This window comes from Pseudomonas sp. NFACC39-1 (assembly GCF_900110355.1).
Taxonomy (GTDB): Bacteria; Pseudomonadota; Gammaproteobacteria; order Pseudomonadales; family Pseudomonadaceae; genus Aquipseudomonas; species Aquipseudomonas tehranensis.
Genome location: NZ_FODL01000004.1, coordinates 253,223 through 276,551 on the forward strand (window position 1 = coordinate 253,223; position 23,329 = coordinate 276,551).

Here is a 23,329-nt window from a genome sequence, read left to right on the forward strand (position 1 = left end):
CGGAGAGGTCGATGCCGCGGCACGCGCCATGGCCAGCATGGCCGCGACCAACGACCAACTGATCAGCAGCGAGCATGCGGCGCTTGATCAGGTCAGCACCGCCGCAACCCAGATGAGCGCCGCCGTGCATGAAGTCGCTCACAACGCGCTGAATGCCTCGGACGCCGCACAACAGGCCACCAGTCAGTCCCGCGATGGTGCCGACGTTGTCAGCAGCACCATCGAATCGATCCGCCAACTGGCGCAGGAAGTGGAAAGTGCGTCGGGAACCATCGAAGCCTTGGCCCAGGAAACTTCCAGCATCGGAGCGGTCCTCGAGGTGATTCGTGGCATCGCTGAACAAACCAACCTGCTTGCGCTGAACGCCGCCATTGAGGCTGCGCGCGCCGGTGAACAAGGCCGCGGTTTTGCCGTCGTGGCTGATGAAGTCAGGGCGTTGGCGGCGCGGACCCAGGATTCGACCAAGGATATCCAGGTCCGCATCGAGCGCTTGCAGTCGGGCGTCGCCAAGGCCGTACAAGCGATGCACGTCGGTAGCACCAAGGCCCGTGATAGCGTCGAGCGGGCGGCGAGTGTGGACCAGGTGCTCAGCGGCACCGGCGGTTCCATACAGCGGATCAACGACATGGCCGCGCAAATCGCCAACGCTTGTGAAGAGCAGAGCAGCGTCACCGAGGAAATCGCCCGTAACATCTCCGATATCCGCGATCTGTCTAACGAAGCGGCGCAGAACTCTGCCCAGAGCATGCATGCCAGCCAGCAGCTTTCCGGCCTCTCGAGGACATTGGCGGAATTGATCGGCCGTTTCCGCACCTGAGGCAGGCGCGATCGTGGCCTCCCTCCCACCGTTGGCGGCGCTCACTGACGAGCGCTTGCGAGCGCTGCATCAGGACGGTTTTGTCCTGATGCCTGCGGTATTGAACACCGTGCAAATCCACGACCTGCGCCGCGCAATCGATCAGCTTAAACCCCTGCACTGGGACTACAGCGGTGTGATAGATCACTACAAATGCGTGTTCAATCGCGATCCGTTCTGGTTGCCGTTTCTTGATATGGACGGGGTGATCGAGCTGGCCGAGGCGGCCCTGGGGGATGACTGCCACATCATTGGGCAGACTGCCTGGCGTTGCCATCCCGGGTTTATCGGGGCCCCGTTGCATCTGGATTACCTGGCAATGGCATTGCCACCAGCGTTCCTGGCCGATCCCGCTTTCGAGTTGCCGATGCAGATTTGCACGGCACAATTTTACCTTGACGACATTGATGCCGACCTGAGTCCCACCTGGGTCATTCCCGGCAGTCATCGGGCGGGGCGGGCGCCCGTGGCGGGCGAAACGCAGTGGCAAGGACGCGTCGCGCAACCGGTGTTGTGTCGGGCTGGCGATGTGCTGATGCTGCGCAGCGAGTTGTGGCATGCCGGCAGCGAGAACCGCAGCGTCGATCGTTCACGATATATGCTGCAGGTTCACTATGGCCGGCGGATGATTGCGCAGAAGTTCTCGCCTTATCTGGACTGGCAGTTCAACCCCGCTGTGCTGGCCTCCGCGACACCTCGCCAGCGGCGCCTGTTGGGCGATCATCAGGAGGCCGAGTACGATTGACCCCCTGGCATCGGTTACGTCACGAGGCGACGTCAGATCCAGACATCATTGACTGCTGTTCGCTCATTGGTTTCATCGCCTGTGTTGATGACGCCGCGAGGCTCGATCAACAGCAATTTCACTTCCAGTGCGGCGCTGGGCTTATGCTCGACACCTTTTTTCACCACGTACATCTCGCCTGGGCCAATCGTCACCGCGCCGTCGCGAAAATCAATTCGAAGCTCGCCTTCCAGCACGATGAAGGTTTCATCGGTATCGGCGTGGGTATGCCAGACGAAGTCACCTTCGAGCCGGACGATCTTGAACTGGTAGTCGTTCATTTCGGCCACGACTTTCGGGGCCCATTGTTCCTGGAAGAGTGCGTATTTCTGAGCGAAATTGATGGGGGAGTAGTGAGTGCTCATAGAGGATGCTCGTCTTGTGAAGGGGGTGAGCGCGACCTTACTGCCTGAGCTTGAGCGGGTATTGGATGATTGTGCAGGTTTTGTGGGGCCTGGCGCCCGACGTCAGCGCAGCATCTTCAACCAGCGTGCAGGTGAAATGCCGAACGCCTGGGTATGCAACCGGGTCATGTGGCTCTGATCGAAAAAGCCGCACGCCAGGGCGGCTTCACTCAATGGCATGCCGTGGATAACCAGGTGACGGGCTTTATTCAGGCGGCGCTGGTTGATATACCGGTAGGGGCTGGTGCCGTACAGCGCTCGAAAGTCCCGGGACAGGCTCCATCGATCCCGGCCACTTGCCTGGACCAGATCATCCAGACTGATGGGCTGGTCAAGGGCATCGTGAATGAACAGTCGGGCGCGCTCTGCCGCCGAGTAGTCAATCAACCGCCGTCCGCGCCGGTTACCCGCTGCGCGGTCGAGGGCCTGGGCCACATCGTAGAGGCCGTCCTCCTCTTCCAGCGGATCAAGCGGGTGATCCAGGCTGCGCAATAGCCTGCGGGTAGCAACATTAAGGAGAGGATCGTTCGACAACCCTCCTTCGATGAAGGGCAAGGGTTTGCCGCCCAGCACTTGCTGGATCACGGAGGGTTCTACGTAGAACATCCGGTAGCGAAAGCCCTCGCTCGTGCCTGCTTCGCCATCGTGAACTTCATCCGGGTGCAGGACGATGGTTCCGCCGGGCTGGCTATGGCGTTTGCTATGGCGGTAATTGAAGCTCTGAACACCGCAGAGCGTGACGCCGATGGCGTAGGTGTCATGCCGGTGGGTGGTGTAGCCATGGCCACTGAAATAGGCTTCGATGCGCTCCATTTTTCTTGATTCAGGAGCCCGCACCAGCCAGTCGCGATCACGGTTTGATGGAGTCATTTAGACCGGCCTCTCGCTTTTGTCTGCACACGATACCTGTCTGATAGGCCTTGGCGCAGTAAAAAGCGAGACCCGGATTCAGGTCGCAGCAAGCTGCTCGTTACGCGGGACAGCTTACTGGTCGGTACAGTGCGTGGCTGCTTCAGATTTCCTTCACGGGTGTCTCACCCTGGGCGCTCTTGATCAGCCCGATAACGTGAAGGCAGTCAGCCTTGTTCACATAGGATTCGCCGCTGGCGATCGTTTCGTGGTTGCCGGCTCTCAAGCGCCACCGCCATTGGCCTTTTCCAGTGCTCTGGGTGCCTCGGGTCTGCCTGTAGATCTCAAAATACATCGGTTCGCTCCCTGCGATTAATTCATTCAAGACATGTTTTGAACATGTTTCGCAAGCCTAGCCAAACGGGTACTTTTCGCTACCGCAAATACGTTTCCAATAGTGATGAAATATTGCCAATAATTGCAGCGCTGTCGCGCAAGCTGATGCGTGCGCGGACGGTGGATGAACCGCAACCTTCGGGTCGGTCGGCGCCTGGAGCAGACGACCTGTGAGCAATCCGAACACCGTCTACCCACAAAACCTGCGTCAGCCAAGTAAAGTCGAGGTATGGTTGCGACGGCTGAAACCACATCGTCATATTTTCGAACAGGAGTCGAACACATGCCTCACCTGCACATGGAGTACACCGCCAACCTGCCCAAGTTTGACGAGGGTGTCGTACTGTTGCGTCTGAATAATACGCTGGTGGCCTCCGGTCAGTTCGCTGCCGAGTCGGACATCAAAAGCCGGGCTGTGAAAATCGAGAATTTCCTGGTGGGCACCCTTTTCGAAAAGCGAGGTTTCGTGCACGTGAAGCTGGCCTTGTTGAGCGGCCGTTCGCCAGAGGTCAAGAAGCAGTTGGCCGAAAAACTGTTGGAGGTGATCCAGGAGGTGGGCGAATGGCCGACTGACGTTTCCGTACAACTGTGCGTGGAAATCCTCGACATCGACCGAGGCCCCTATGCCAAGGCTGTCATCGGCGCTTGAGGGGCAGGTGCTTCGGGCTTTGACGATCCGCTCGCGCAGCCAGGTGCTATCAGCGGCCTGGCTGCACGGCGCTTCAAGGTGAATCCCGACAAGCCTTCAGGCGCTTGATGGTTTGCCGGGCGGGCTCAACCGTGGCCGCACCGGCATGGCACAGGTTGATGCTCAGCAGGATGGTGCGCACGTGGTTGTACATGCCCTCGGCTTTATAAGTGGGGCGCATGCCGGTGCGGGTGTTGATGAACAACTCGTCGTCGAAACAGGTCCGCAGTTTCTTGAGGCAGTAGCTGACCGTTGACTGGCTGACGCACAGCGCCTCGGATACACCGGTGACGCTGCTTTGCTCGTACACGGCGTTAAATACCATGAGGTCTTGCATATCGAGTTTTCTGAGGGAGTTACTGTTCAGCATCCGTTCTGTCTCTCTCTGTGCTCCTTGCGCGGATCTTGCGCAAACCAGACCCTTGATCCTAACGGAACGATCGTCCCAGGAGAATGCCAGGCAAGCGCTTTCACGGTCGGGAGTGGGACAGATAAGGTAATGAACACGACAGATCGATCAGCATAGGGTGCTCTGGCCGATTGTTTAGCCTGTGGCGATCCAAGCTCCATCAAATCGAGGTTTAACCGGCTTTGGTGACGTGGGACGCTGCAAGGGTGTGTTTCCTGTGATGTCTTTTATGGACGGTTGGCCCGCAGCACTCCAATACCCGTCATACGCCGCAATGGAGCCGGTCGGCAGGTTTATGTCCGGTGTCTCTCCCACGCTTAGTGCGCTGCCTTCTGAAATGGCATTTTGGGCGCTCTGGCATTGCCGCCATGCCCGTCCTCCAGATACTTGTATTTCCTGTTGATCCTTAAACAGTGTTCGTTGATCGCGAGCACAGGCTGACGGTGCTTTGTCGCCCGTCCGACATGAAAATACGAGCGTTCTCATGAGTTCTGCCCACCTCTCTTTTGCCCCCCTGCATCAAGCCCAGGCGTTCCTGGAGCAAAATCCGGATATTGAGTTGTTCGAGCTGTTTATTCTCGACAGCAACGGTGTGCCTCGGGGCAAACTGCTGCACCGCGATGAGTTGCTGGCGCTTTACGAAAGTGGGCGGCCCTTGCCCAGTACCATTCTCGGCTTGACCATCAATGGCGACGACGTGGAAAACTCCGGGCTGGTGTGGGAGGTTGGCGACATCGATTGCCGGGCTTATCCCATCAGCGGCAGCTTGCAGCGAATGCCCTGGCGGCTGATCCCCACTGCCGCCGTGCAGGTCAGCATGCATCCTCAGGAAGGCATGCCCGCGACCATCGCCGATCCGCGTTACCTGCTCAGCCAAGTGATCGACGCGTTGCAGGCCGATGGCTATTACCCGGTGATGGCGGCGGAGCTGGAGTTCTATCTTTTGGACGCGCAGCGCGACAGCCTGGGCCGGCCGCAACCGGCGCGGGACGCTGATGGCGGCCGACCCGGTGCCACGCAGGTCTATGGCTTGCGCGAGCTGGAACAGATCGAACCGTTCCTGGCGGACCTCTACACCGCTTGCAAGTCGCAGGGGATCCCGGCCCGAACGGCCATTTCCGAATACGCGCCGGGCCAGGTGGAAATCACCCTCCAGCACCGTACCGATGCCTTGCAAGCCATGGATGAAGCGGTGCGCTATAAGCGTCTGGTCAAAGGCGTGGCGCATAAACACGGCATGCAGGCGTGTTTCATGGCCAAGCCGTTCGCGGAACTGGCGGGTTCGGGCATGCACATGCACGTCAGCCTGGCGGATCGCGAGGGCCATAACCTGTTTGCCAGTGACGCCGCCGATGGCACGCCGCTGCTGCGTCATGCGGTGGGCGGGATGCTCGACACGTTGCTCGACTCACTGCTGATGTTCTGCCCGAATGCCAATTCCTACCGGCGCTTCCAGAGCAACAGCTACGCGCCGCTGGCGGCCACCTGGGGCGTGGACAATCGCACCGTGAGCCTGAGGGTGCCGGGCGGCCCGGCGTTTTCGCGGCATATCGAACATCGTATTTGTGGTGCCGACGCTAACCCCTATCTGGCCGCCGCCGCAATATTGGCCGGCATCCATCGCGGCATTCGTGAACAGTGCGATCCCGGTGCGCCGGTAGAGGGCAACGGCTATGCCCAGGCGAGTGAATTGCTGCCCACCGATTGGCTCACCACCATACGCACGCTTGAAGCCTCGAGCTGGGCCAGGCAAGCATTTGGGGACGAATTTCTCAGGGTGTACCTGGCGGTCAAACGCGCCGAATACCGCCAGTTCATGGGCGAGGTAGGCGAGCAGGACTGGCGTTGGTATATCCATCAGGCCTGAAATGAGCGACCAGCCGCACGTCGGGTCGGGCGTGTGGCTTGTTATTTGAAAAATTATTTAATAGCAACTTTTTCACGAAAAATTGATAGTGGCCTGCCTAGAGTTTGCGTGGCCGTAGCACAGTTTTTTCTAACTTTCCTGCGGTATTTGCTTTCCATAGCGCAACTTCCAGGAAACTTTAAACCTCATGCTGACTATTAAACCTGTGCGTCCCGAGTGGGTGACGCTGGTCGCCAGTGCCTTTTTATTAGTGGGTTTTAACGCCGTGCTCTGGCAGCACCTGCATAGCATTACGGCAGGTGACGGCGGGGGGCTGCTGATTGACGTGGCGTTTGCGGTGCTGGTGTTGTTCGCCTTCAACCTGGTACTGACACTGGTGGCGTTCCGGGTGCTGCTCAAGCCTGTGCTGATCGTGCTGTTTCTGACCAGCGCCGGTGTGGCGTACTTCATGGCTCAGTATGGCGTGCTGATCGATGCCGGCATGTTTCGTAACTTCGCTGAAACCAATGCCACGGAAGTGCGTGATTTATTATCGTTAAAGTTGTTTGCCTACTTTGGTCTGTTAGGCGTGTTGCCGTCCTGGTTGTTATTTAAAACGCCGATCAGCTATCGCCGCTGGCCTAAAGAGCTGTTAAGCAAGTTGGTGGTGAGTGGGGTGTCGGCGGCGGTGATCGGCGTGGTCGCCCTGGCCAATTACCAGGGGTTGTCTTCATTGTTTCGCAATCATCATGAATTGCATTTGATGGTGGTGCCGAGCAACTACATCGGTGCGTCGATCGGGTACCTGGGCGAGCAGGTTGCGTCGGCCAAACAGCCCTTCATCACCTTGGGTGAGGATGCGAGTCGCAATCCGGTCTGGCAAACCCATGCTCGCAAGTCCCTGACCGTACTGGTGGTGGGGGAGAGCGCCCGTGCCGAGAACTTCGGCATTCTGGGCTATAACCGCGATACTACGCCGCAACTCAATCAAGAAGCCGGCCTGATCGCCTTCACTGATGTGCATTCCTGCGGTACCGAAACCGCGGTATCGGTGCCGTGTATGTTTTCCAACATGGGCCGCAAGAACTACGACGCCAGCAAGGCCAGGAACGAAGAAGGCCTGCTGGATGTGCTCAAGCGTGCCGGGCTGGAGGTGATCTGGCGTGACAACCAGTCGGGATGCAAAGGCACTTGCGACCGGGTCACTGTGCAGGACGTCAGCAATCTCAAAGACCCGGCTCTGTGCGCCAACAGTGAGTGTCGCGACGAAATTCTGCTCCAGGGCCTGCAGCATTTCATCGACACCCTCGACAAGGACACTGTGCTGGTGCTCCACCAAATGGGCAGTCACGGGCCGGAATACTTCAAGCGCTATCCCAAGCAATACGAACATTTCACCCCGGTGTGCCAAAGCAATGCGCTGAACAATTGCAGCCGCCAGAGCATCGTCAACGGCTACGACAACACGCTGGTGTACACCGACCATGTGTTATCGACCCTGATCGACCTGCTGCGGGCCAATCAGGACAAGGTCGACACAGCGATGCTGTACCTGTCCGACCATGGCGAGTCCCTGGGCGAGTACAACCTGTTTCTCCATGGCACGCCCTACATGCTCGCCCCGGAACAACAAAAACACGTGGCGATGCTGGCCTGGTTTTCCGACAGCTATCAGAAGTCCTTCTCGGTCGATACCCATTGCCTGCAACTGAGCCGGGACAAGCCCTTGAGCCAGGACAATCTGTTTCATTCGATGCTCGGGCTGCTGGAAGTCAACAGCAAGGTCTACAACCGCGACCTGGACCTGTTTGCCGGTTGCCGTGGTGCGGTCATTGACGGCGTGCTGGCTCGGCAGTGAGCGCCTCGACTTTTTTTTCACGTATCGGTGGTTAGCCTGTTCCCATTCCTCTTTGCCAAGAGCGGTTGGTATGTCCGGGCAACCCCCATCTCCCGTAGAGCTCGAGTTCGCCAGGTATCAAGACCGGGAACACGCGCGCATCTGTCGTCAAGCGGCGCCCAGGCGATTGCGCCTGGCGTTCTGGCGTGACGAGCAATTGGTCCGCAATGCCTTGAAAGCCGCCGGTGAACCGGGACTGGTGCTGGATGTGACCTGTGGCGCCGGCCGGTTCTGGCCGGTGCTGGCCGAACACGCCAATCGGGTGATTCTGGCGGCGGACCCTTCGCCGGGCATGCTCGATCACGCCCGCACCCACCATGGCGGCGCGTTGCTGGAGCGGGTCACGACCTTTCCCAGTTCGGCATTCACCCTCGGCCTGTCGGCCAACGCGGTGGACTGTATTTTGTGTCTGCAACTGTTTCGGCACGTCAGGGCCAGTGAGCATCGGCTGGCGTTGTTGCGCGAATTTCATCGGGTCAGCCGTGACACGGTGATTGTGTCGGTGCAAGTTGAAGGTCGCCTCAACATCGGACCTGCGTCGCACCGCGGCTTGGCGGACAAGGCTGAAGTTGAAGCCGAGTTCCGCCAGGCCGGTTTCACCCTGCTGTGGTACCAGGATTTTCTGCCCGGGTTTGCGCTGACGCGGGTTTATGCGTTGTGCAAGGCCGGTTAACTCCCGATGTAGGACTATTCTTGCCTTTGCGCAGGCGATTTCTCTCAGGCTCCCGCTCTATGGATGCTCGCAATCGCTGACGGCGATATATACTGCGCGCCATTCTTCAAGGGAGAGCCGTGTGGCCATCGATATTCACTGGATTCGCGACAACGATAGCCTCGGTCAGTTTTGCGACGAATGGCAGCAGTTGCCATTCGTCGCCCTCGACACTGAATTCATGCGGGTCGACACGTTTTATCCCATTGCCGGTTTGTTGCAGATCGGCGACGGCGAGCGTGCCTATCTGATCGACCCCTTGACCATCGACAACTGGAAACCCCTGGCCGCGTTGCTGGAAAACCCGGCAGTGCTCAAGGTGTTGCACGCCTGCAGCGAAGACCTTGAAGTGCTGCTGCGCTTGACCGGCAGTCTGCCCGCGCCGCTGTTTGACACTCAATTGGCCGCCGCCTACCTGAACCTGGGTTTTTCCATGGGTTATTCCCGGCTGGTACAGGACGTGTTGGGCATCGACTTACCCAAGGGTGAAACCCGCTCTGATTGGTTGCAAAGGCCGCTGTCCGACACGCAGATCAGCTACGCCGCTGAAGATGCAGTGCATTTGGCGGAAGTTTTCGTACAGCTGCGGCCGAAGCTTTCTGACGAGAAATACGCCTGGGTCCTAGAGGATGGCGCCGAGCTGGTGGCCAACCTGCGTCGTGAAGTCGACCCCTATGAGGTATATCGCGAGGCCAAGCTGGCCTGGAAACTTTCCCGTGCCCAACTGGCCGTGCTGCGCGAGCTATGCGCCTGGCGCGAGCGGGAAGCGCGGGCTCGTGACCTGCCGCGTAACCGGGTCATTCGCGAGCATTCGCTGTGGCCCCTGGCCCGCACTCAGCCGGATAACCTCGGTGCGCTGGCGAAAATCGAAGACATGCACCCGCGTACCGTGCGCCAGGACGGCGAGTTCCTGCTGGAGCTGATTAAACGCGCCGCCAGCCTGCCGCCCGAGCAGTGGCCGCCAGCCGTGGCCGAACCCTTGCCCATTGAGGCCTCGGCGCTGGTCAAGCGTCTGCGGGCACTGGGGCAGGTTGAGGCCGAGCGCCTGGGAATCGCCCCTGAACTGATGCTGCGCAAGAAAACCCTCGAAGCGCTGATCAAGAGCGGCTTTCCCGAGGGTCCTTACCAATTGCCCGATTCGCTGCGTGGCTGGCGCCGCGAATTGATGGGCCAGGCACTGCTCGATAGCCTGGCCACCGCCGGAGAACAGCCTTGAAACGTATCTGCTCGATCTACCGAAGCTCGAAGAAAAACGAGATGTACCTGTATGTGCTCAAAAGCGATGCCCTGGAGCGCGTGCCCGAGCCCCTGATGGCTGCCTTTGGCAAGGCGATCCATGCCTTTGACCTGGTGCTGAGCCCCGAGCGCAAGCTGTCGCGGGAAGACATCAATCTGGTGCTGGAAAACCTCGATACCCAGGGTTATCACTTGCAGATGCCACCGGCTGAAGACGAATACATCGAGCATCTTCCGGAAGAGTTGCTGCGACGCAACGACCCGGTCTGACGGTGCCCCGAGGCACCTTTCCCGGGCCTCTTGAAACACTGGAATGGTTTATTGGCGATGGCCGCAAGGATGGAGCGACACTCTGTCGGCGGTCGTCTGCATAGTTTTTGAAAGGTTTGATCCATGCGCGTTCTGATTGCCGAACACGATCACGCGGTGTACGCCCAGCTTCTGCGACAGGCTGCACCCGATATCCAAGTCCTGACCAGTGGCGACTCCGCCGAACTGTCGCGACTGGCCAACGACTGCCCGGTCTGGCTGGGCCAGCCCGATCTGCTGGCCACCCTGTTGCGTCAAGGCCATCAGCCCCAGTGGCTGCAATCGACCTGGGCCGGCATCACGCCGCTGCTGGCCGAAGGTTTGACGCGTGATTATCGCCTGACCCGTGCGGTGGGCATTTTCGGTCAGGTGATGGCCGAGTACGTCCTGACCTATATGCTCGGTCATGAGCGCGAGGTGCTGGCGAGGCTGGTCAGCCAGGTCGAGCGCAAGTGGGACAACCGTCAGGGCCAGAGTCTGGCCGGGCGCAAGGCTCTGATCGTCGGGACCGGCGATATCGGCCAGCGTGTAGCGCAGTTCCTGGTGCCATTTGGCGTGCAGCTGTATGGCATTGCCAGCGAAGCTCGGGAGTTGGCGCCGTTCATCGAGGTCGGGGCGTTGAAGGATCTGCCGCGCATGGTGGGCGAGGTGGATTACGTGATCAACTTGCTGCCCAACACGCCGGACACCCACGATATTTACGACGCGGCGCTGTTCAAGCAGTTCAAGCCTACAGGCCTGTTCATCAATGTCGGGCGCGGCGTGGCCGTGGTCGATGCGGATCTGGTGCAAGCCTTGAAGGAAGGGCACCTGGCCGGTGCGGTCATTGACGTTTGCCGCCAGGAGCCGTTGCCACAGCGGCACCCGTTCTGGACCGCCTGGGGCCTGCTGTTGACCGGCCATAGCTCGGCACCGACGTCGCCGGCGATGATGGTGCAGTTGTTCCTGGAAAACCTGCGGGCCTACCAGGCCGGCGAAACCTTGCGCGGGGAAGTGGATTTCGATCGGGGCTATTAAGGCCAGCACCCATCCCATTGTGGGAGCGAGCCTGCTCGCGATAGCGGTGTGTCAGTCGGTTTCAAGGCTGGCTGATCCGACGCTATCGCGAGCAGGCTCGCTCCCACAGTTGATCTTCTGCGTTCGCCCAATTGGTGTTCTCGGCCAATCCATTGACGGACTTCGCCAGCGCAACGCCCTACCGACAGTCGCCCATGCTTGGCCTGAAGCAGCCCCGGCACTAGACTGACGGCCTTTTCACCACCTGATGCTGATTGCTTGAGCCATGGCCGCCAAAGTCGAACCGTTCTGGATACGTAAAACCCTCGATCAGCTTGATTCGCAGGAATGGGAATCGCTGTGTGACGGCTGTGGCCTGTGCTGTCTGCAAAAACTCGAAGACGAAGACGACAACAGCGTCTACTACACGCGCATCGCCTGCAAACTGCTGGACCTGAAAACCTGCCAGTGCACCGACTATCCCCGGCGCCGCGACTTTGTTCCCGATTGCATCCAGCTCACGCCGGGCAAGGCCGATGAGTTCAAATGGTTGCCGCCGACCTGCGGTTATCGCCTGGTCAGCGAGGGCAAGGATCTGCCGTTATGGCACCACCTGGTCTGTGGCGATCGCGATGCCGTGCACCACGAACGCATTTCCCAATCCGGGCGCATGCTGGCCGAAGGCAGCGTGCCCGAGGATGATTGGGAAGATCATCTGATTTTTCGCGCCGGCTGAATGCCGGGCATCGCACCATCAGGGAGAACCCATGGCAGCAGGATTGAAAAGGATGCTCACAGCCGGGTTATGGGCGGTGTGTGGGCCGCTATGGGCGGCGCAGAAAGTCGATCTGGATTATCACGTGCATCTGTTGCCGCAGAGCGATCAGGCGGAAGTGCGCCTGACCCTGGCGCGGGGTTCGGCAGTGCGCAGCCTGGACTTCGACCTCGGCGATGGCAGCCGCTACAGCCACTTCAAGGCCGACGGTCAATGGCAGCTCATCCCGGGCAAGGATACACGCGGCATTTGGCGTCCCAGTGCCGACAAGGCGAGCCTGAGCTATCGCGTGCGCATCAGTAATACTCGCAAGAACGGGACGTTTGAAACCCGTATGACCCCGGGATGGGGGCTGCTGCGCGGCGACGATCTTGTGCCGCCGGCCAAGTTGGATCAGCAGGATGGCACTGAGCTGGTGTCACGTTTGCAATTTGAACTGCCCGCCGGCTGGAAAAGCATCGAAACGGCCTGGCCGCGCATCGGCAAACAACGCTTTCGCATCGACAACCCTGCGCGGCTGTTCGATCGTCCCACTGGCTGGATGCTCGCCGGCAAACTCGGCAGCCGTCGCACACGCCTGGGAGAGACCGAGGTGACGGTGGCCTCGCCCCAAGGCCAGGGCATGCGCCGGATGGATGTGCTGACGCTACTGACGTTCGTCTGGCCGCAGGTGCAGGCGCTGGTGCCGCGTCATCCCGGCAAGCTGCTGATCATCGGCGCGTCAGATCCGATGTGGCGTGGTGCTCAGGCTGGGCATGAATCGATTTATCTGCACAGTCGTCCTCCGCTGGTCAGCGAGCGCGGCAATAGCCCGATGTTGCGGGAGCTTGTGCAGATGCTGGCGCGCGTCAACGATCGTGAGCGCAGTGACTGGATCAGCGAAGGGCTGGCCGAGTACTACGCCATCGAATTGCTGCGCCGGGCCGGCGGAATGAGTGATGAGCGCTATCAGGCCCTCAATGACCGCCTCGCCCGTGACAGCAAAGGCGTCACCACCTTGCGCGGTGAGCAGATCGGAACCGCGACGCAGGCCAAGGCGGTGTTGCTGTTGCAGGAGCTGGACCGCGAAATTCGTTTGAAAACCCGCAACAAACGCTCGCTCGATGATGTGCTGCACGCTGCAATGCGCCTGGAGACGGTTGATACCGAGGAATTTGTCCAGCTCAGCGAGAGCGTTCTGGGGGAGAGTTCTACCGTTCTGGATAGCAAGTTACTTCAGTAATACCGCTATCGCGAGCAGGCTCGCTCCCACACTGATCGAGTCGTACACAAATGATATGTCCACTGAAGAACCAATGTGGGAGCGAGCCTGCTCGCGATGAGGCCATCAGCCGCACAGCAAAATCAAAGCCCAACCTTGGGCGAAACCAGCGAATCATTCCCCGTCACTGTAGCCGTGCTGGTCGCGGCCTCGGCACTGGCCTTCATGCGGCTCAACTCTTCTCCGGCCTGCTCAATGCGGGCACGGGCGTGGTGCAGGTTCTGACGATTCTTTTCCAGCAACGTCTTGGCCGAGCAGTGCCCGGTGATGCCGCGCGCCAGGGCCATGCCGCCAATGGCCAGTTGAGCCAGACCGATCACGCCGCCACGACGCAGGCCCTTGCCCATCATCAGTACGCCTCCGGCCAGTGAGCCAATGCGTTCCCAGCCATGCACGTTTTGCGGCGGATGAGATTGGAAAGGGGTGGTCTCAATCGGCTCGAACGGGTTGTTATCGCTCATGATCTGTCTCCGGTGTGGGGGTTGGTATAAAACTGACTGCCCGAGCGATTCCCTTGTTCAATCCAATTGCGCACCGATCAGCGGAATTGCGGCCCCGAACGGGTGTTGTTGCCTTTGGCCATGCGGTCGTACAGCACGACATTGACCGTAGCCGCCAGGTTCATGCAACCGCTGGTGGGGATGTACACCACGTCTTCGCACCAGTCACGGATGTCTTTATCCAGCGAGCCATCTTCCGGGCCGAAGATATACAGCGCCCGGTCCGGATGAGTGTACTCAGGCAAGGGGCGGGCGCCGTCCACCAGTTCCACGGCCACCGGCACACAACCCAAGGGCAGGATTTTCTTCAGGTCGTCGATCCCGATCAGCGGGATGTCGTAGTGGACTTTCTTGGTGTCCGTGACGAAGTCTGCGGCGCGCTCATAGCGCTTACCGGTGTAGAACACCGACGCCACGCCGTAGCAGCCGGCGGCACGCATGACCGAACCGACGTTTTCCGGAGATTTGGGGTTGAACAAACCGATGCAGCTGTAGCGTTTGTTGGCCACGGGCGGGGTGCCTTTGGGGAAAAGGCGCGATTATACGGGGAATGGGGAAAGGTGGTCAGTTTGTAGATTGATGGTGAACGTTAGATTGCCATCGCGAGCAGGCTCGCTCCCACATTGGAGTGCATTCTCCTGTGGAAGCAGGCTTACTTTCACTTTGGAATGCACCCTCCTGTGGGAGCGAGCCTGCTCGCGATGAGGGGCTGGCTGGCTGAATTACTCGTCTTTCTTCATCAACCCCGCCAGTGCGGCAAACGGGTTGTGGGTCGCCTTGGCGATTTTCGGGGTGCTCAGGGAGCCGTCGCCGAAATATTGCTGGTCGGTGTAACGCGAGTGTTCGTTGTCGTGGCAGTACAAGCACAGCAGTTCCCAGTTGGAACCGTCCTGCGGGTTGTTGTCATGGTTGTGGTCGCGGTGGTGAACGGTCAGTTCACTCAGGCGCTTGCCGGAAAACTCACGGGCGCAACGGCCACAGACGTGGGGGTACATTTTCAGGGCTTTGTCGCGGTAACCCATTTCCCGGTCACGCTGGGCATCGGCGAGGATGCGATCCAGCTTGGCGGTGTTGGACGGTGGCGTTGACGAACTCATGGGTTCACCTTTGTAAAAAAGACTGATGACGGTTGAACAGAGTTTAGCTCAGCCCTTGAGCTTCTCGGCAATCCAGATGGTGTGGCGGGTGCCTTTGTTGCCATGGGCGAAGACTTGCACCTCTTCGGCCTTGAAGCCGGCCTTTTTCAGTTTGTCGCAAAACTGCCGGTCGGCGCTGGCCGACCATACCGCCAGTATGCCCTTGGGCCGCAGGGCCTTGGCGCAGGCGGCCAGGCCGCCGGTTGAATAGAGCCAGCTGTTGGCTTTCTGTGTCAGGCCTTCGGGGCCGTTGTCGACGTCCAGCATGATGGCATCAAAGCCCTGGGGTTCGGCTTGCAGTACCTTGGCCACATCTTCCATGCGGATCACGGTACGCGGGTCCGACAGGGGGCGACCGGCTTTTTCGCCCAAAGGGCCATGGTTCCACTCCACCACGCCGGGCACCAGTTCGGCTACCACCACTTCGGCGCTTTTGCCCAAGTGCTTGAGGGCCGAGGCCAGGGTGAAACCCATGCCGAGGCCACCGATCAGTACACGCGAGCCGGGACGGCCGGCAACCTTGCGGCAAGGAATCTCTGCCAGGGCGTCTTCGGAGCCGTGCATGCGCGTATTCATCAACTGGCCACCGTCGCCGCCCTGGATCTTGATAACGAAGTCGTCGCCGTACTCGAACAGGCACAGGGCGCCGCCGTTGTCAGGGATGGGGGCGGTGTCCAGCAGAACGAAACGTTTCATGGATGTCTCATGCAAAGGAGGGGCAAAGCAGCGCGGTAAGGACTAGCCTGAAGACAGACAATCGCCACGGAGCCATTGATGAAGCGCACCATTCTAACGGCCATTGCCCTGGCAGCGCTCTCGATAAGTTGGGTGCAGGCCCAGCAGCCCACGATTCCGGTAAGCCCACCGAGCATTCCCGGTTCGCCCGGCACGCCTACACCGATGCCATACCCGCCGGTCACGCCCAGCGGCGTGCCCACGCCCGGCCCTGGAAGCGGATCGCCGTTGCTGCCGCCCATCGAAATGCCCAAGCCGCCCAAGGACCAGCCGATACCGGGCATGGAGCCGAAACCGCCAAAGGCCAAGTCGCCGGGTGGGTAGGCCTGAATCTTCTGGATAACAAAACCCTGTGGGAGCGGGCTTGCTCGCGAAGGCGGCGGATCGGTCAGCATTGATGTTGACTGGCACACCGCCTTCGCGAGCAAGCCCGCTCCCACAGAGGGTTATGGTTGTTGTCAGACCTGCTGCGCCAGCAACTGCCCATCGGCCATGCGCAGGCGCTTGGACAGGGAGACGGCGAGGGCTCGAATGATTTTGGCGGCGATCTTCGGTGCATCGTTGAGCATTTTTTCCAGGGAATCCTTGCCCAGGTTCAGCAATTGGCAATCACTGGCGGCGATGCAACTGGCCGAGCGCCGTTCACCGTCAAGCACTGCCATTTCCCCGAATGCCCGGCCGCTGCGCAGCGTGGCGATGGTGACGGGTTGGCCGTCGGGGCCGGTTTTCTGCACGGCCACTTGCCCTGAATGGATGATGCACATGAAGCTGCCGGCATCGCCCTCACGGAAAATCGCTTCCCCTTGGGCAATGGCGCTGATGCTGAAGTAGCCCGACGCCGCGGCGAAGTCGACAGGCTGCAACTGGTCGAACAGGCCGCAGTCCATCAGCCAGTCGCGGATTTCGTTGTTCAGTAAGGTCGGTTCTGACATGTCGTCACGGTCTTTTTCTTGTGGTCTCTACGGTTTCGCGGTGCCCTGGGCATAGAAGATCCCCGTGGGAGCGAGCCTGCTCGCGATGGCGGTGTGTCAGTCAACATTGAAGTTGGCTGATCCGGCGCTATCGCGAGCAGGCTCGCTCCCACACTGACTGTGGTTGTGTCAGGGCCTGCGCATGGAGCTAAGACCCGACCGTCCCACAGAGTTCCTCAGACCAACCCCAAAACCTTCAAAACAAATGCATATTCGAGGGCTACGTCACGTAACCCCTGGTAGCGCCCGCTCATTCCGCCGTGGCCAGCGCCCAGTTCGGTCTTGAGCAGCAAGGGATTGTCATCGGTCTTGGTGGCGCGCAATTTCGCCACCCATTTGGCTGCTTCCCAATACTGCACGCGGCTGTCGTTGTAACCGGCGATCACCAGCAGCGCCGGATACGCCTGGGCCCTGACGTTTTCGTACGGGGCATAGGCCCTGATCCGATCATAGACGGCGGGCTCCTCGGGATTACCCCATTCGTCGTATTCGGTGACGGTCAGCGGCAAGTCCGGGTCGAGCATGGTGTTCAGCACATCGACGAATGGCACTTCGGCAATCGCCACCTTGAACAGGTCCGGGCGTTGATTGAGCACCGCGCCAATCAACAAGCCTCCGGCACTGCCGCCGCTGATTGCCAGTTGATCGGCGCGGGTGACGCCATTGGCGATCAAGTGCTCGGCGCAGGCAATGAAGTCGCTGAAGGTGTTGTGCTTGTGCTCCTGCTTGCCGGCGCGATACCAGGCTTCCCCCAGCTCACCGCCGCCACGCACATGGGCAATGGCAAACGCTACGCCACGATCGAGCAGGCTCAGTCGTGAGTGGGAGAACCACGGGTCGAGGCTCTCGCCATAGGCGCCGTAGCCATACAGGTACAGCGGCACCGGCTGACCGAGGGCTTCGCGTTTGACCACCAGACTGATGGGCACTTGCGTACCGTCCGGCGCCGTCGCCCACAGCCGTTGACTGACGTAGTCATCGGCATCGAACGGACCGAGCACCGGAGTTTGCTTGAGTACGACCTGTTCGCCGCTGGCCAGGTCCAGCTGGCGAATCTGCGCCGGACGGTTCAGCGCCTCGTAGCGCAGGCGAATGCGGGGGCTGACGAACTCCAGGCTGTTCTGCACATGCAGGCTGTAGGCCGCGTCCGGCAGTTGCACCCGATACGCCGGTAAACCTTGTGGGTGAACTTCGATGATCGGCAGGCCGCCTTCACGCAGGCTCAGGGTCATGGCGCTGGCGTTCAGGCTCAAGCCGTCGATCATCACCGCGTCACTGTGGGGGATCAGGTTCTGCCAGTCGGCCTCGGTCGGCGCCAGGCCCGTGTCGGCAGCCTGGTACAGCGCGAAGTTGATCCCGTCGCGGTTGCTGCGGATCAACCAGCTCCACTGACCGTCGCGCAAGCCATGGTCGACGTCGTATTCATGGTTCTCCACCCGTGGCGCCAGGCAGGTGAAAGGCTGATGTGGCTGTGCGGCGTCCAGGACCCAGACTTCACTGGTGGTTTTGCTGCCCAGGGACAGGATCAACTGCCGCTCGGAGCTTGAACGGTAGCAATGCAGGAAGAAACGCCCGTCCGGCTCATGGAACACTTCTTCGGCCGCCGTTCCGTCCAGGCGATAGCGCCATAATTTGTGCGGGCGATGGGTGTCATCCAGCTCACCAAAAAACAGCGTCAGGCTGTCGTTGGCCCAGGTCATGCTGCCGTCGCAATCCTCAAAGGACAGTTCGCTGACCTTGTCATTGGCCAGCTCTTTGACGAACAGGGTGTAAATCTCGTCGCCGGTGGTGTCCAGGCTATAGGCCAGTCGCTGGTGGTCGGGGCTGATGCTGAAGGCACCCAGGGAAAAGAAACCGCCGCCGGCCAGCACGTTAGGGTCCAGCAACAATTGTTCGCGGCTTTCATCCACCGTCAGGCTGTCGTCCGCCGGGCGCGGACAGCGGTAGTGACGCGGGTATTCGTCGCCGGCCGTGGTGCGGGTGTAATACAGGTACGGACCCCAAGGCGAGGGCAGGGACAGATCGGTCTCCAGGATCCGGCCTTTGATTTCCTGAAACAGCGTTTCGCGCAGTTCGGCCTGGTCAGCCAGTTGCGCGTCCTGATAGCTGTTTTCAGCCTTGAGGTAGTCGAGCACGGCGTCGGTGTCGCGTTCCTGCAGCCAGGCGTAGGGGTCAACACCGGCGTCCCTGCGGGCAATCGGGGCGTTGCAAACGTGGGCAGATAGGGGCATGAAAGGCTCTCGAACGTTGTACGAAATAGGGACTGATGGCCGGTGTGGTTAGTTCGGTCAGCCACCTGCGGCGGCAGAAATTAACCGACAGATACTGCGGCACAGACCACTCGACAGACGCCGGGGCAGCCTGACGAGCGAAAAGCCGTTACTATAAGCGCCTCTGTGCGACACGCGTAGCGTGTCTTCAAGACTTCGAGGTGTAAGGTCATCTTGAAGGGGTTTCCGAAAGGAAACCGAGGTTTGGGTACCCAGCCCCAAGAAACAAAACCCTCCCATAAGTCCATAGCCTTCAAGGACTTACCGCTGCGGCGGTGGCAGCCCAAGGTCGATCAGCGCTCTGCGATTCGATCACAGGACAGATTTCACTGGTCCTGGAGCGCACACCAAATCATCGGTTCTTATTAGAACCTTACCCATGCGGGAGAGAATCCCCGCAGGGGTTTTCTCCTGCTTCGAAACAGGAGGAAATAATTCTTCGGGCATGCTGCTAGCCAGTTCCTGCCCTCCATCTATCTGAAGACGCGAGCGAAAGCTCTGTCTGTCATTGTCCATTTAGCTTGCTTTCAAGCTAACAGCGGACTCGTTGTGCGACCAACGATAGCCTAAGAAAACATGCGTCATCGGTAACGGTGAGGTGTGAAGCTTTTCTGACAACGTAGCCCCTTTACAGGCATGTTCTTGCCGCGAGGCAGGGCATGGATGCTCGGAGCAGTACCGGGTTGAGGCGCCAGGCTGGTTGGCATGGGCAACATATGTGAACTGCTGATAAACGTCGTAATTATAAACAAGCCGAAACTGCTATCAGGCTTGAGCCAAAAGGCACGTGATCGGATACCTCTGTAGAGGCTGGAGGTACGTCGTCATCTAGATCACCGGCGAAAAGGCAGGTCCTAAACCAATCGTGTGACAGGCAGGGAACGTGGTAAGCCCGTATGGCTGCCTTCGGGCAGGTGAACCGTAAGGTGAGCTGTTGGCGGTGCGGGTATGGGATCGCAGAGAAAGCGAAAGCCGAGCTGTAATGGCTCGGATAGGGGTTGAAACATCACCTCACGGGAAACCGGGCAGACTTCTGCGTGGTCTTTCGTCGCATGAACTCTGAATGAACCTGTCTCAATAATCTTAGAAACCCGAGGTTTGGGTTTCCCATTTATCCGGCCCTGACGGGAGCGTCCATTCCCGTCAGGGAATGCGTACGTCTTCCACTCAGGCCAATTGAGAGGGAGGCAGCATGAAAGTACATAGTCAGCCGGCCGTGTCTGCGCCTTCTGGCGTACCGCAACAATGGCAAGACATCGACTGGTGTCGTGTTCAGCGGAATGTTCGGGGGATGCAGTTGCGGATTGCGAAGGCTTGTCGGGAGGGTGACTGGCGCAGGGTGAAAACTCTACAACGGATGCTGACCCGCTCTCGTTCGGCCAGATACCAGGCTGTACGACGAGTCACTGAAAACCAGGGCAAGCGCACGGCGGGAGTCGACCGCGTGCTCTGGGATACACCCGATGCTAAATGGAAAGCGGCAGATGGGTTGAAGCGCCACGGATACAAGCCACGGCCTTTAAGACGTGTCTTCATTCCAAAGACAAATGGGAAGGAGCGCCCACTGGGCATCCCAACCATGACTGATAGGGCCATGCAGGCGTTGTACCTGCTGGCGCTGGCGCCTATCGCAGAAACCACCGGGGATCCGAACAGCTACGGCATCAGGATTGAACGTTCGACGGCAGATGCGATGGGTCAGTTGTTCGTTTGCCTATCCAAGAAGGTCTCGGCCCAATGGGTATTGGAGGCGGACATCAAAGGCTGCTTTGACCATATCAACCATGACTGGTTAATCACCAATGTCCCGACGGACAAAGTGGTTCTTCGGAAATGGCTGAAGGCTGGTGTGGTTCATAAGGGCCAGCTACAGGCAACGGACGCCGGTACGCCACAGGGCGGGATTATCTCGCCCACCTTGGCGAACATGGTGCTGGATGGACTGGAGTCACAGCTCAAGCTACATCTGGGCGTGACAAAAGCCAAAAAGCTGAAGATCAATGTGGTGCGCTATGCGGATGATTTTGTGATTACCGGAAGCTCGAAAGAGATGCTGGAAAATGAGGTCAAGCCTTGGGTGGAGCAGTTCCTGGCTATGCGAGGACTGCAGCTGTCACCCGAGAAAACCCATGTCGTCCATATTGATCAAGGCTTCGACTTTCTGGGATGGAATTTCCGCAAGTACGACGGGAAACTCCTGATCAAGCCGAGCAAGAAGAACATGAAAGCGTTCTACCGCAAGGTCAAGGAAGCCATCAGCACCAACAAAACGGCGAAGCAGGAAGATCTGATCCGAAGGCTGAATCCGATGCTGAAAGGCTGGGCGCTGTATCACCAGCCCGTAGTTGCCAAGAAGGCGTATAGCCGGATGGACAACTCAATTTTCCATGCTTTATGGCGTTGGGCGAAACGGCGACACCCTAACAAATCGCTCGAATGGGTCCGGAGGAATTACTTTCAGGCACACGAGAGCAGGAGTTGGGTATTCGCCACCACGAAGTTGAAGGCGGATGGGACAAAAATACTAGCTCCTCTGTACTTGCTAGCGAGTACTCCGATTGAGAGGCATAGGAAGGTGAGTGGGGAATACAACCCCTTTGACCCTTCGATGGAAGAAATGGGCGAGAAGCTACGAATGGAACGGATGCTCAAAAAGCTGAAGTACCGAAAGCAAATTGTCAGGCTCTTCCAAGGCCAACGAGGTCTTTGCCCGCTGTGCAAACAGCCCATCACCAAGGTCACTGGATGGCACGACCATCACATAACCCAACGCTCCCATGGCGGTGGAGACACCTTGGATAACCGAGTACTATTGCACCCAGTTTGTCATCAGCAGCTTCACAGCCGTGGATTGACAGTAAACAAGCCGGCTCCGCAAGGGGCTTTCTAGAGACTTGAGCCGTATGCGTTGAAAGGCGCACGTACGGTTCTTAGGGGGAGGCAGACCAGAAATGGTCTGTCTCTACCCGACTTGCCTGCCTTGCCATGGACACCATGACCGAGAACGACTATCTGATCGCCTGGGGCCTCTATGCCTTCGCCGCCCTGGGCTGCCTGCTGGTATGGATGCGCATGACCCGCTGGATGTGGCGCGGGTTGCGCGAACCGCTGCGTCTGCTGATGGCGGTATTGCTGTTCAGCCCCACTATCGTCGACCCCGTGAAGGAACAGGTTGCCCCGGCCCTGGCTATCGTCGCCCTGGACATGCTGTTCAAAGTCGGCAACAACGCCTGGCGTGCGGTGTCCGATCTGTTCATGTACGGCATGATCGCCTTTGGCCTCTATTTGATTCTCGTGCTGATCCGCTTCCCCATCGAGCGTGCAGCCAGCGCTCGCAAGGAAAAAGCCGCTGCCGCCAAAGCCGCTGCTGCGGCCGATGAGTTGCAGGATGAGCAACCGTTCGGTGTGGCGGGGGATGACCGTTACGGTCGTCCGCCGGTACCGAGCAATCCTCAGCGTTCGCGTATCGAGCCGCGGCTGTAAACAGGCTTGTCCCATTGAAGCGAGGGTCCGAGCATGTGTGAGTTACTGGGCATGAGCGCCAACGTGCCGACCGATATCGTGTTCAGCTTCACCGGGCTGATGCAGCGTGGCGGCAAGACCGGGCCGCATCGGGACGGCTGGGGCATTGCCTTCTATGAAGGTCGTGGCCTGCGCCTGTTCCAGGACCCTGCCGCCAGCAGCGAGTCGGAAGTGGCGAACCTGGTGCAGCGCTATCCCATCAAGAGCGAAGTGGTGATCGGACACATCCGCCAGGCCAATGTCGGCAAGGTCTGCCTGTCCAACACCCACCCGTTCGTGCGTGAGTTGTGGGGCCGCAACTGGTGCTTCGCCCACAATGGCCAGCTTGCCGATTTCCAGCCGGGCGCAAGCTTCTATCGTCCGGTGGGCGATACCGACAGCGAAGCGGCGTTCTGTGATTTGCTCAACCGCGTGCGCCAGGCGTTCCCGGAACCGGTAGAGGTGGAGCAATTGCTGCCGTCGTTGATTCAGGCCTGCACCGAATACCGTAGCAAGGGCGTGTTCAATTGCATGCTCAGCGATGGTGACTGGCTGTTCTGCTTTTGCTCGACCAAACTGGTCCATATCACCCGTCGCGCGCCGTTCGGCCCGGCGCGGCTCAAGGATGTGGACGTGATCGTGGATTTCCACGCCGAAACCACGCCCAATGACGTGGTCACGGTAATTGCCACCGAACCCTTGACCGAAAACGAAACCTGGACCCGCTACGAACCGGGCCAATGGAGCCTGTGGCGGCGCGGCGAATGCGTCAGCCATGGCCAGACCGAATAAGGACGT

24 protein-coding genes and 1 pseudogene are annotated in these 23,329 nt (G+C 59.4%); 15 read left to right on the forward strand and 10 right to left on the reverse strand.

The annotated features are described in order from the left end of the window. Positions 1-37: 37 nt before the first annotated feature. Together BMY45_RS28645 and BMY45_RS10645 are read left to right on the forward strand one after the other, a co-directional pair. Positions 38-817, forward strand: a complete 780-nt coding sequence (locus BMY45_RS28645) for a methyl-accepting chemotaxis protein (protein ID WP_371264147.1) — start codon at positions 38-40, stop codon at positions 815-817. Positions 818-830: 13 nt separating this feature from the next. Further along, positions 831-1,601 (forward strand): phytanoyl-CoA dioxygenase family protein, encoded by a 771-nt coding sequence (locus BMY45_RS10645; protein WP_092397347.1) that lies wholly within the window; start codon positions 831-833, stop codon positions 1,599-1,601. Positions 1,602-1,633: 32 nt separating this feature from the next. On the opposite strand, the gene BMY45_RS10650 is transcribed toward BMY45_RS10645, so the two are convergent. From BMY45_RS10650 to BMY45_RS10660, 3 genes are all read right to left on the reverse strand, one after another. Further along, complete coding sequence (locus BMY45_RS10650; protein ID WP_092397349.1) at positions 1,634-2,005, reverse strand: cupin domain-containing protein; 372 nt, start codon at positions 2,003-2,005, stop codon at positions 1,634-1,636. Positions 2,006-2,107: 102 nt separating this feature from the next. Then, entirely contained in the window at positions 2,108-2,914 is an 807-nt protein-coding gene (locus BMY45_RS10655) for a helix-turn-helix domain-containing protein (RefSeq protein WP_092397351.1), read from the reverse strand. Between the two features lie 142 nt (positions 2,915-3,056). After that, positions 3,057-3,248 carry a YegP family protein gene (locus BMY45_RS10660; RefSeq protein WP_047227955.1) on the reverse strand — a complete coding sequence of 64 codons (192 nt, stop codon included), beginning with the start codon at positions 3,246-3,248 and terminating at the stop codon, positions 3,057-3,059. Between the two features lie 324 nt (positions 3,249-3,572). On the opposite strand from BMY45_RS10660, the gene BMY45_RS10665 reads away from it, so the two are divergent. Next, complete coding sequence (locus BMY45_RS10665; RefSeq protein ID WP_092397353.1) at positions 3,573-3,938, forward strand: 5-carboxymethyl-2-hydroxymuconate Delta-isomerase; 366 nt, start codon at positions 3,573-3,575, stop codon at positions 3,936-3,938. 106 nt (positions 3,939-4,044) lie between these two features. On the opposite strand, the pseudogene BMY45_RS10670 reads toward BMY45_RS10665, so the two are convergent. Continuing rightward, positions 4,045-4,347: pseudogene (locus tag BMY45_RS10670) on the reverse strand (LysR family transcriptional regulator); the annotation flags it as partial. A 523-nt stretch (positions 4,348-4,870) separates the two neighbouring features. Here BMY45_RS10670 and BMY45_RS10675 point away from each other — a divergent pair. From BMY45_RS10675 to BMY45_RS10710, 8 genes are all read left to right on the forward strand, one after another. Beyond that, the gene (locus tag BMY45_RS10675; RefSeq protein ID WP_092397355.1) at positions 4,871-6,253 is read left to right on the forward strand and encodes a glutamine synthetase family protein; all 1,383 of its coding nucleotides are present in this window, start codon (positions 4,871-4,873) and stop codon (positions 6,251-6,253) included. A 187-nt stretch (positions 6,254-6,440) separates the two neighbouring features. Beyond that, on the forward strand, positions 6,441-8,090 hold the full coding sequence (locus tag BMY45_RS10680; RefSeq protein WP_092397357.1) for a phosphoethanolamine transferase: 1,650 nt from the start codon (positions 6,441-6,443) through the stop codon (positions 8,088-8,090). Between the two features lie 70 nt (positions 8,091-8,160). Next, positions 8,161-8,802, forward strand: a complete 642-nt coding sequence (locus tag BMY45_RS10685) for a class I SAM-dependent methyltransferase (RefSeq protein ID WP_092397359.1) — start codon at positions 8,161-8,163, stop codon at positions 8,800-8,802. A gap of 121 nt (positions 8,803-8,923) precedes the next feature. Next, entirely contained in the window at positions 8,924-10,057 is a 1,134-nt protein-coding gene (gene rnd / locus BMY45_RS10690) for a ribonuclease D (protein WP_092397361.1), read from the forward strand. Continuing rightward, positions 10,054-10,347: a YcgL domain-containing protein gene (locus BMY45_RS10695; RefSeq protein ID WP_047227944.1), complete on the forward strand. Its 294-nt coding sequence runs from the start codon at positions 10,054-10,056 to the stop codon at positions 10,345-10,347. Before rnd ends, BMY45_RS10695 begins: the two co-directional genes overlap by 4 nt. Positions 10,348-10,470: 123 nt before the next feature. Continuing rightward, the gene (locus tag BMY45_RS10700) at positions 10,471-11,403 is read left to right on the forward strand and encodes a D-2-hydroxyacid dehydrogenase (protein ID WP_092397363.1); all 933 of its coding nucleotides are present in this window, start codon (positions 10,471-10,473) and stop codon (positions 11,401-11,403) included. Positions 11,404-11,668: 265 nt separating this feature from the next. Beyond that, positions 11,669-12,118 carry a YcgN family cysteine cluster protein gene (locus BMY45_RS10705; protein ID WP_092397365.1) on the forward strand — a complete coding sequence of 150 codons (450 nt, stop codon included), beginning with the start codon at positions 11,669-11,671 and terminating at the stop codon, positions 12,116-12,118. Between the two features lie 31 nt (positions 12,119-12,149). Continuing rightward, positions 12,150-13,379 carry a hypothetical protein gene (locus tag BMY45_RS10710; protein ID WP_092397367.1) on the forward strand — a complete coding sequence of 410 codons (1,230 nt, stop codon included), beginning with the start codon at positions 12,150-12,152 and terminating at the stop codon, positions 13,377-13,379. 122 nt (positions 13,380-13,501) lie between these two features. Here the strand turns inward: BMY45_RS10710 and BMY45_RS10715 are convergent, their stop codons facing one another. The 4 genes from BMY45_RS10715 to BMY45_RS10730 all read right to left on the reverse strand — a co-directional run bounded on the left by BMY45_RS10715 (position 13,502) and on the right by BMY45_RS10730 (position 15,750). Continuing rightward, positions 13,502-13,879 carry a YgaP family membrane protein gene (locus tag BMY45_RS10715; RefSeq protein ID WP_092397369.1) on the reverse strand — a complete coding sequence of 126 codons (378 nt, stop codon included), beginning with the start codon at positions 13,877-13,879 and terminating at the stop codon, positions 13,502-13,504. 77 nt (positions 13,880-13,956) lie between these two features. After that, entirely contained in the window at positions 13,957-14,427 is a 471-nt protein-coding gene (locus BMY45_RS10720; protein WP_092397371.1) for an RNA methyltransferase, read from the reverse strand. A 213-nt stretch (positions 14,428-14,640) separates the two neighbouring features. After that, on the reverse strand, positions 14,641-15,015 hold the full coding sequence (locus BMY45_RS10725; protein ID WP_003184246.1) for a YajD family HNH nuclease: 375 nt from the start codon (positions 15,013-15,015) through the stop codon (positions 14,641-14,643). Positions 15,016-15,063: 48 nt separating this feature from the next. Beyond that, complete coding sequence (locus BMY45_RS10730) at positions 15,064-15,750, reverse strand: spermidine synthase (RefSeq protein ID WP_092397373.1); 687 nt, start codon at positions 15,748-15,750, stop codon at positions 15,064-15,066. Between the two features lie 78 nt (positions 15,751-15,828). Between BMY45_RS10730 and BMY45_RS10735 the strand changes: the two genes are divergently transcribed. Further along, the gene (locus BMY45_RS10735) at positions 15,829-16,113 is read left to right on the forward strand and encodes a hypothetical protein (protein ID WP_092397375.1); all 285 of its coding nucleotides are present in this window, start codon (positions 15,829-15,831) and stop codon (positions 16,111-16,113) included. A 134-nt stretch (positions 16,114-16,247) separates the two neighbouring features. On the opposite strand, the gene BMY45_RS10740 is transcribed toward BMY45_RS10735, so the two are convergent. Next, a complete protein-coding gene (locus BMY45_RS10740) occupies positions 16,248-16,721 on the reverse strand; it encodes a cyclic nucleotide-binding domain-containing protein (protein ID WP_092397377.1) in 474 nt (157 codons plus the stop codon). Positions 16,722-16,936: 215 nt separating this feature from the next. Then, the gene (locus tag BMY45_RS10745) at positions 16,937-18,991 is read right to left on the reverse strand and encodes a S9 family peptidase (protein WP_092397379.1); all 2,055 of its coding nucleotides are present in this window, start codon (positions 18,989-18,991) and stop codon (positions 16,937-16,939) included. Positions 18,992-20,222: 1,231 nt separating this feature from the next. Between BMY45_RS10745 and ltrA the strand changes: the two genes are divergently transcribed. From ltrA to BMY45_RS10760, 3 genes are all read left to right on the forward strand, one after another. Further along, complete coding sequence (ltrA, locus tag BMY45_RS10750) at positions 20,223-21,920, forward strand: group II intron reverse transcriptase/maturase (RefSeq protein WP_092397381.1); 1,698 nt, start codon at positions 20,223-20,225, stop codon at positions 21,918-21,920. A 95-nt stretch (positions 21,921-22,015) separates the two neighbouring features. Then, positions 22,016-22,513 carry an MFS transporter gene (locus BMY45_RS10755; protein WP_092397383.1) on the forward strand — a complete coding sequence of 166 codons (498 nt, stop codon included), beginning with the start codon at positions 22,016-22,018 and terminating at the stop codon, positions 22,511-22,513. Between the two features lie 33 nt (positions 22,514-22,546). Further along, entirely contained in the window at positions 22,547-23,323 is a 777-nt protein-coding gene (locus BMY45_RS10760) for a class II glutamine amidotransferase (protein ID WP_092397385.1), read from the forward strand. The last annotated feature ends 6 nt before the right edge of the window (positions 23,324-23,329 follow it).

Coding starts and splice junctions, on each gene's coding strand:
- BMY45_RS10650 (WP_092397349.1), bottom strand. CDS start 2,005: ATGAGCACTCACTACTCCCCCATCAATTTCGCTCAGAAATACGCACTC.
- BMY45_RS10665 (WP_092397353.1), top strand. CDS start 3,573: ATGCCTCACCTGCACATGGAGTACACCGCCAACCTGCCCAAGTTTGAC.
- BMY45_RS10710 (WP_092397367.1), top strand. CDS start 12,150: ATGGCAGCAGGATTGAAAAGGATGCTCACAGCCGGGTTATGGGCGGTG.
- BMY45_RS10730 (WP_092397373.1), bottom strand. CDS start 15,750: ATGAAACGTTTCGTTCTGCTGGACACCGCCCCCATCCCTGACAACGGC.
- BMY45_RS10700 (WP_092397363.1), top strand. CDS start 10,471: ATGCGCGTTCTGATTGCCGAACACGATCACGCGGTGTACGCCCAGCTT.
- BMY45_RS10705 (WP_092397365.1), top strand. CDS start 11,669: ATGGCCGCCAAAGTCGAACCGTTCTGGATACGTAAAACCCTCGATCAG.
- BMY45_RS10740 (WP_092397377.1), bottom strand. CDS start 16,721: ATGTCAGAACCGACCTTACTGAACAACGAAATCCGCGACTGGCTGATG.
- BMY45_RS28645 (WP_371264147.1), top strand. CDS start 38: ATGGCCGCGACCAACGACCAACTGATCAGCAGCGAGCATGCGGCGCTT.
- BMY45_RS10725 (WP_003184246.1), bottom strand. CDS start 15,015: ATGAGTTCGTCAACGCCACCGTCCAACACCGCCAAGCTGGATCGCATC.
- BMY45_RS10745 (WP_092397379.1), bottom strand. CDS start 18,991: ATGCCCCTATCTGCCCACGTTTGCAACGCCCCGATTGCCCGCAGGGAC.
- BMY45_RS10660 (WP_047227955.1), bottom strand. CDS start 3,248: ATGTATTTTGAGATCTACAGGCAGACCCGAGGCACCCAGAGCACTGGA.
- BMY45_RS10715 (WP_092397369.1), bottom strand. CDS start 13,879: ATGAGCGATAACAACCCGTTCGAGCCGATTGAGACCACCCCTTTCCAA.
- BMY45_RS10760 (WP_092397385.1), top strand. CDS start 22,547: ATGTGTGAGTTACTGGGCATGAGCGCCAACGTGCCGACCGATATCGTG.
- ltrA (WP_092397381.1), top strand. CDS start 20,223: ATGAAAGTACATAGTCAGCCGGCCGTGTCTGCGCCTTCTGGCGTACCG.
- BMY45_RS10680 (WP_092397357.1), top strand. CDS start 6,441: ATGCTGACTATTAAACCTGTGCGTCCCGAGTGGGTGACGCTGGTCGCC.
- BMY45_RS10735 (WP_092397375.1), top strand. CDS start 15,829: ATGAAGCGCACCATTCTAACGGCCATTGCCCTGGCAGCGCTCTCGATA.
- BMY45_RS10685 (WP_092397359.1), top strand. CDS start 8,161: ATGTCCGGGCAACCCCCATCTCCCGTAGAGCTCGAGTTCGCCAGGTAT.
- BMY45_RS10655 (WP_092397351.1), bottom strand. CDS start 2,914: ATGACTCCATCAAACCGTGATCGCGACTGGCTGGTGCGGGCTCCTGAA.
- BMY45_RS10755 (WP_092397383.1), top strand. CDS start 22,016: ATGGACACCATGACCGAGAACGACTATCTGATCGCCTGGGGCCTCTAT.
- BMY45_RS10675 (WP_092397355.1), top strand. CDS start 4,871: ATGAGTTCTGCCCACCTCTCTTTTGCCCCCCTGCATCAAGCCCAGGCG.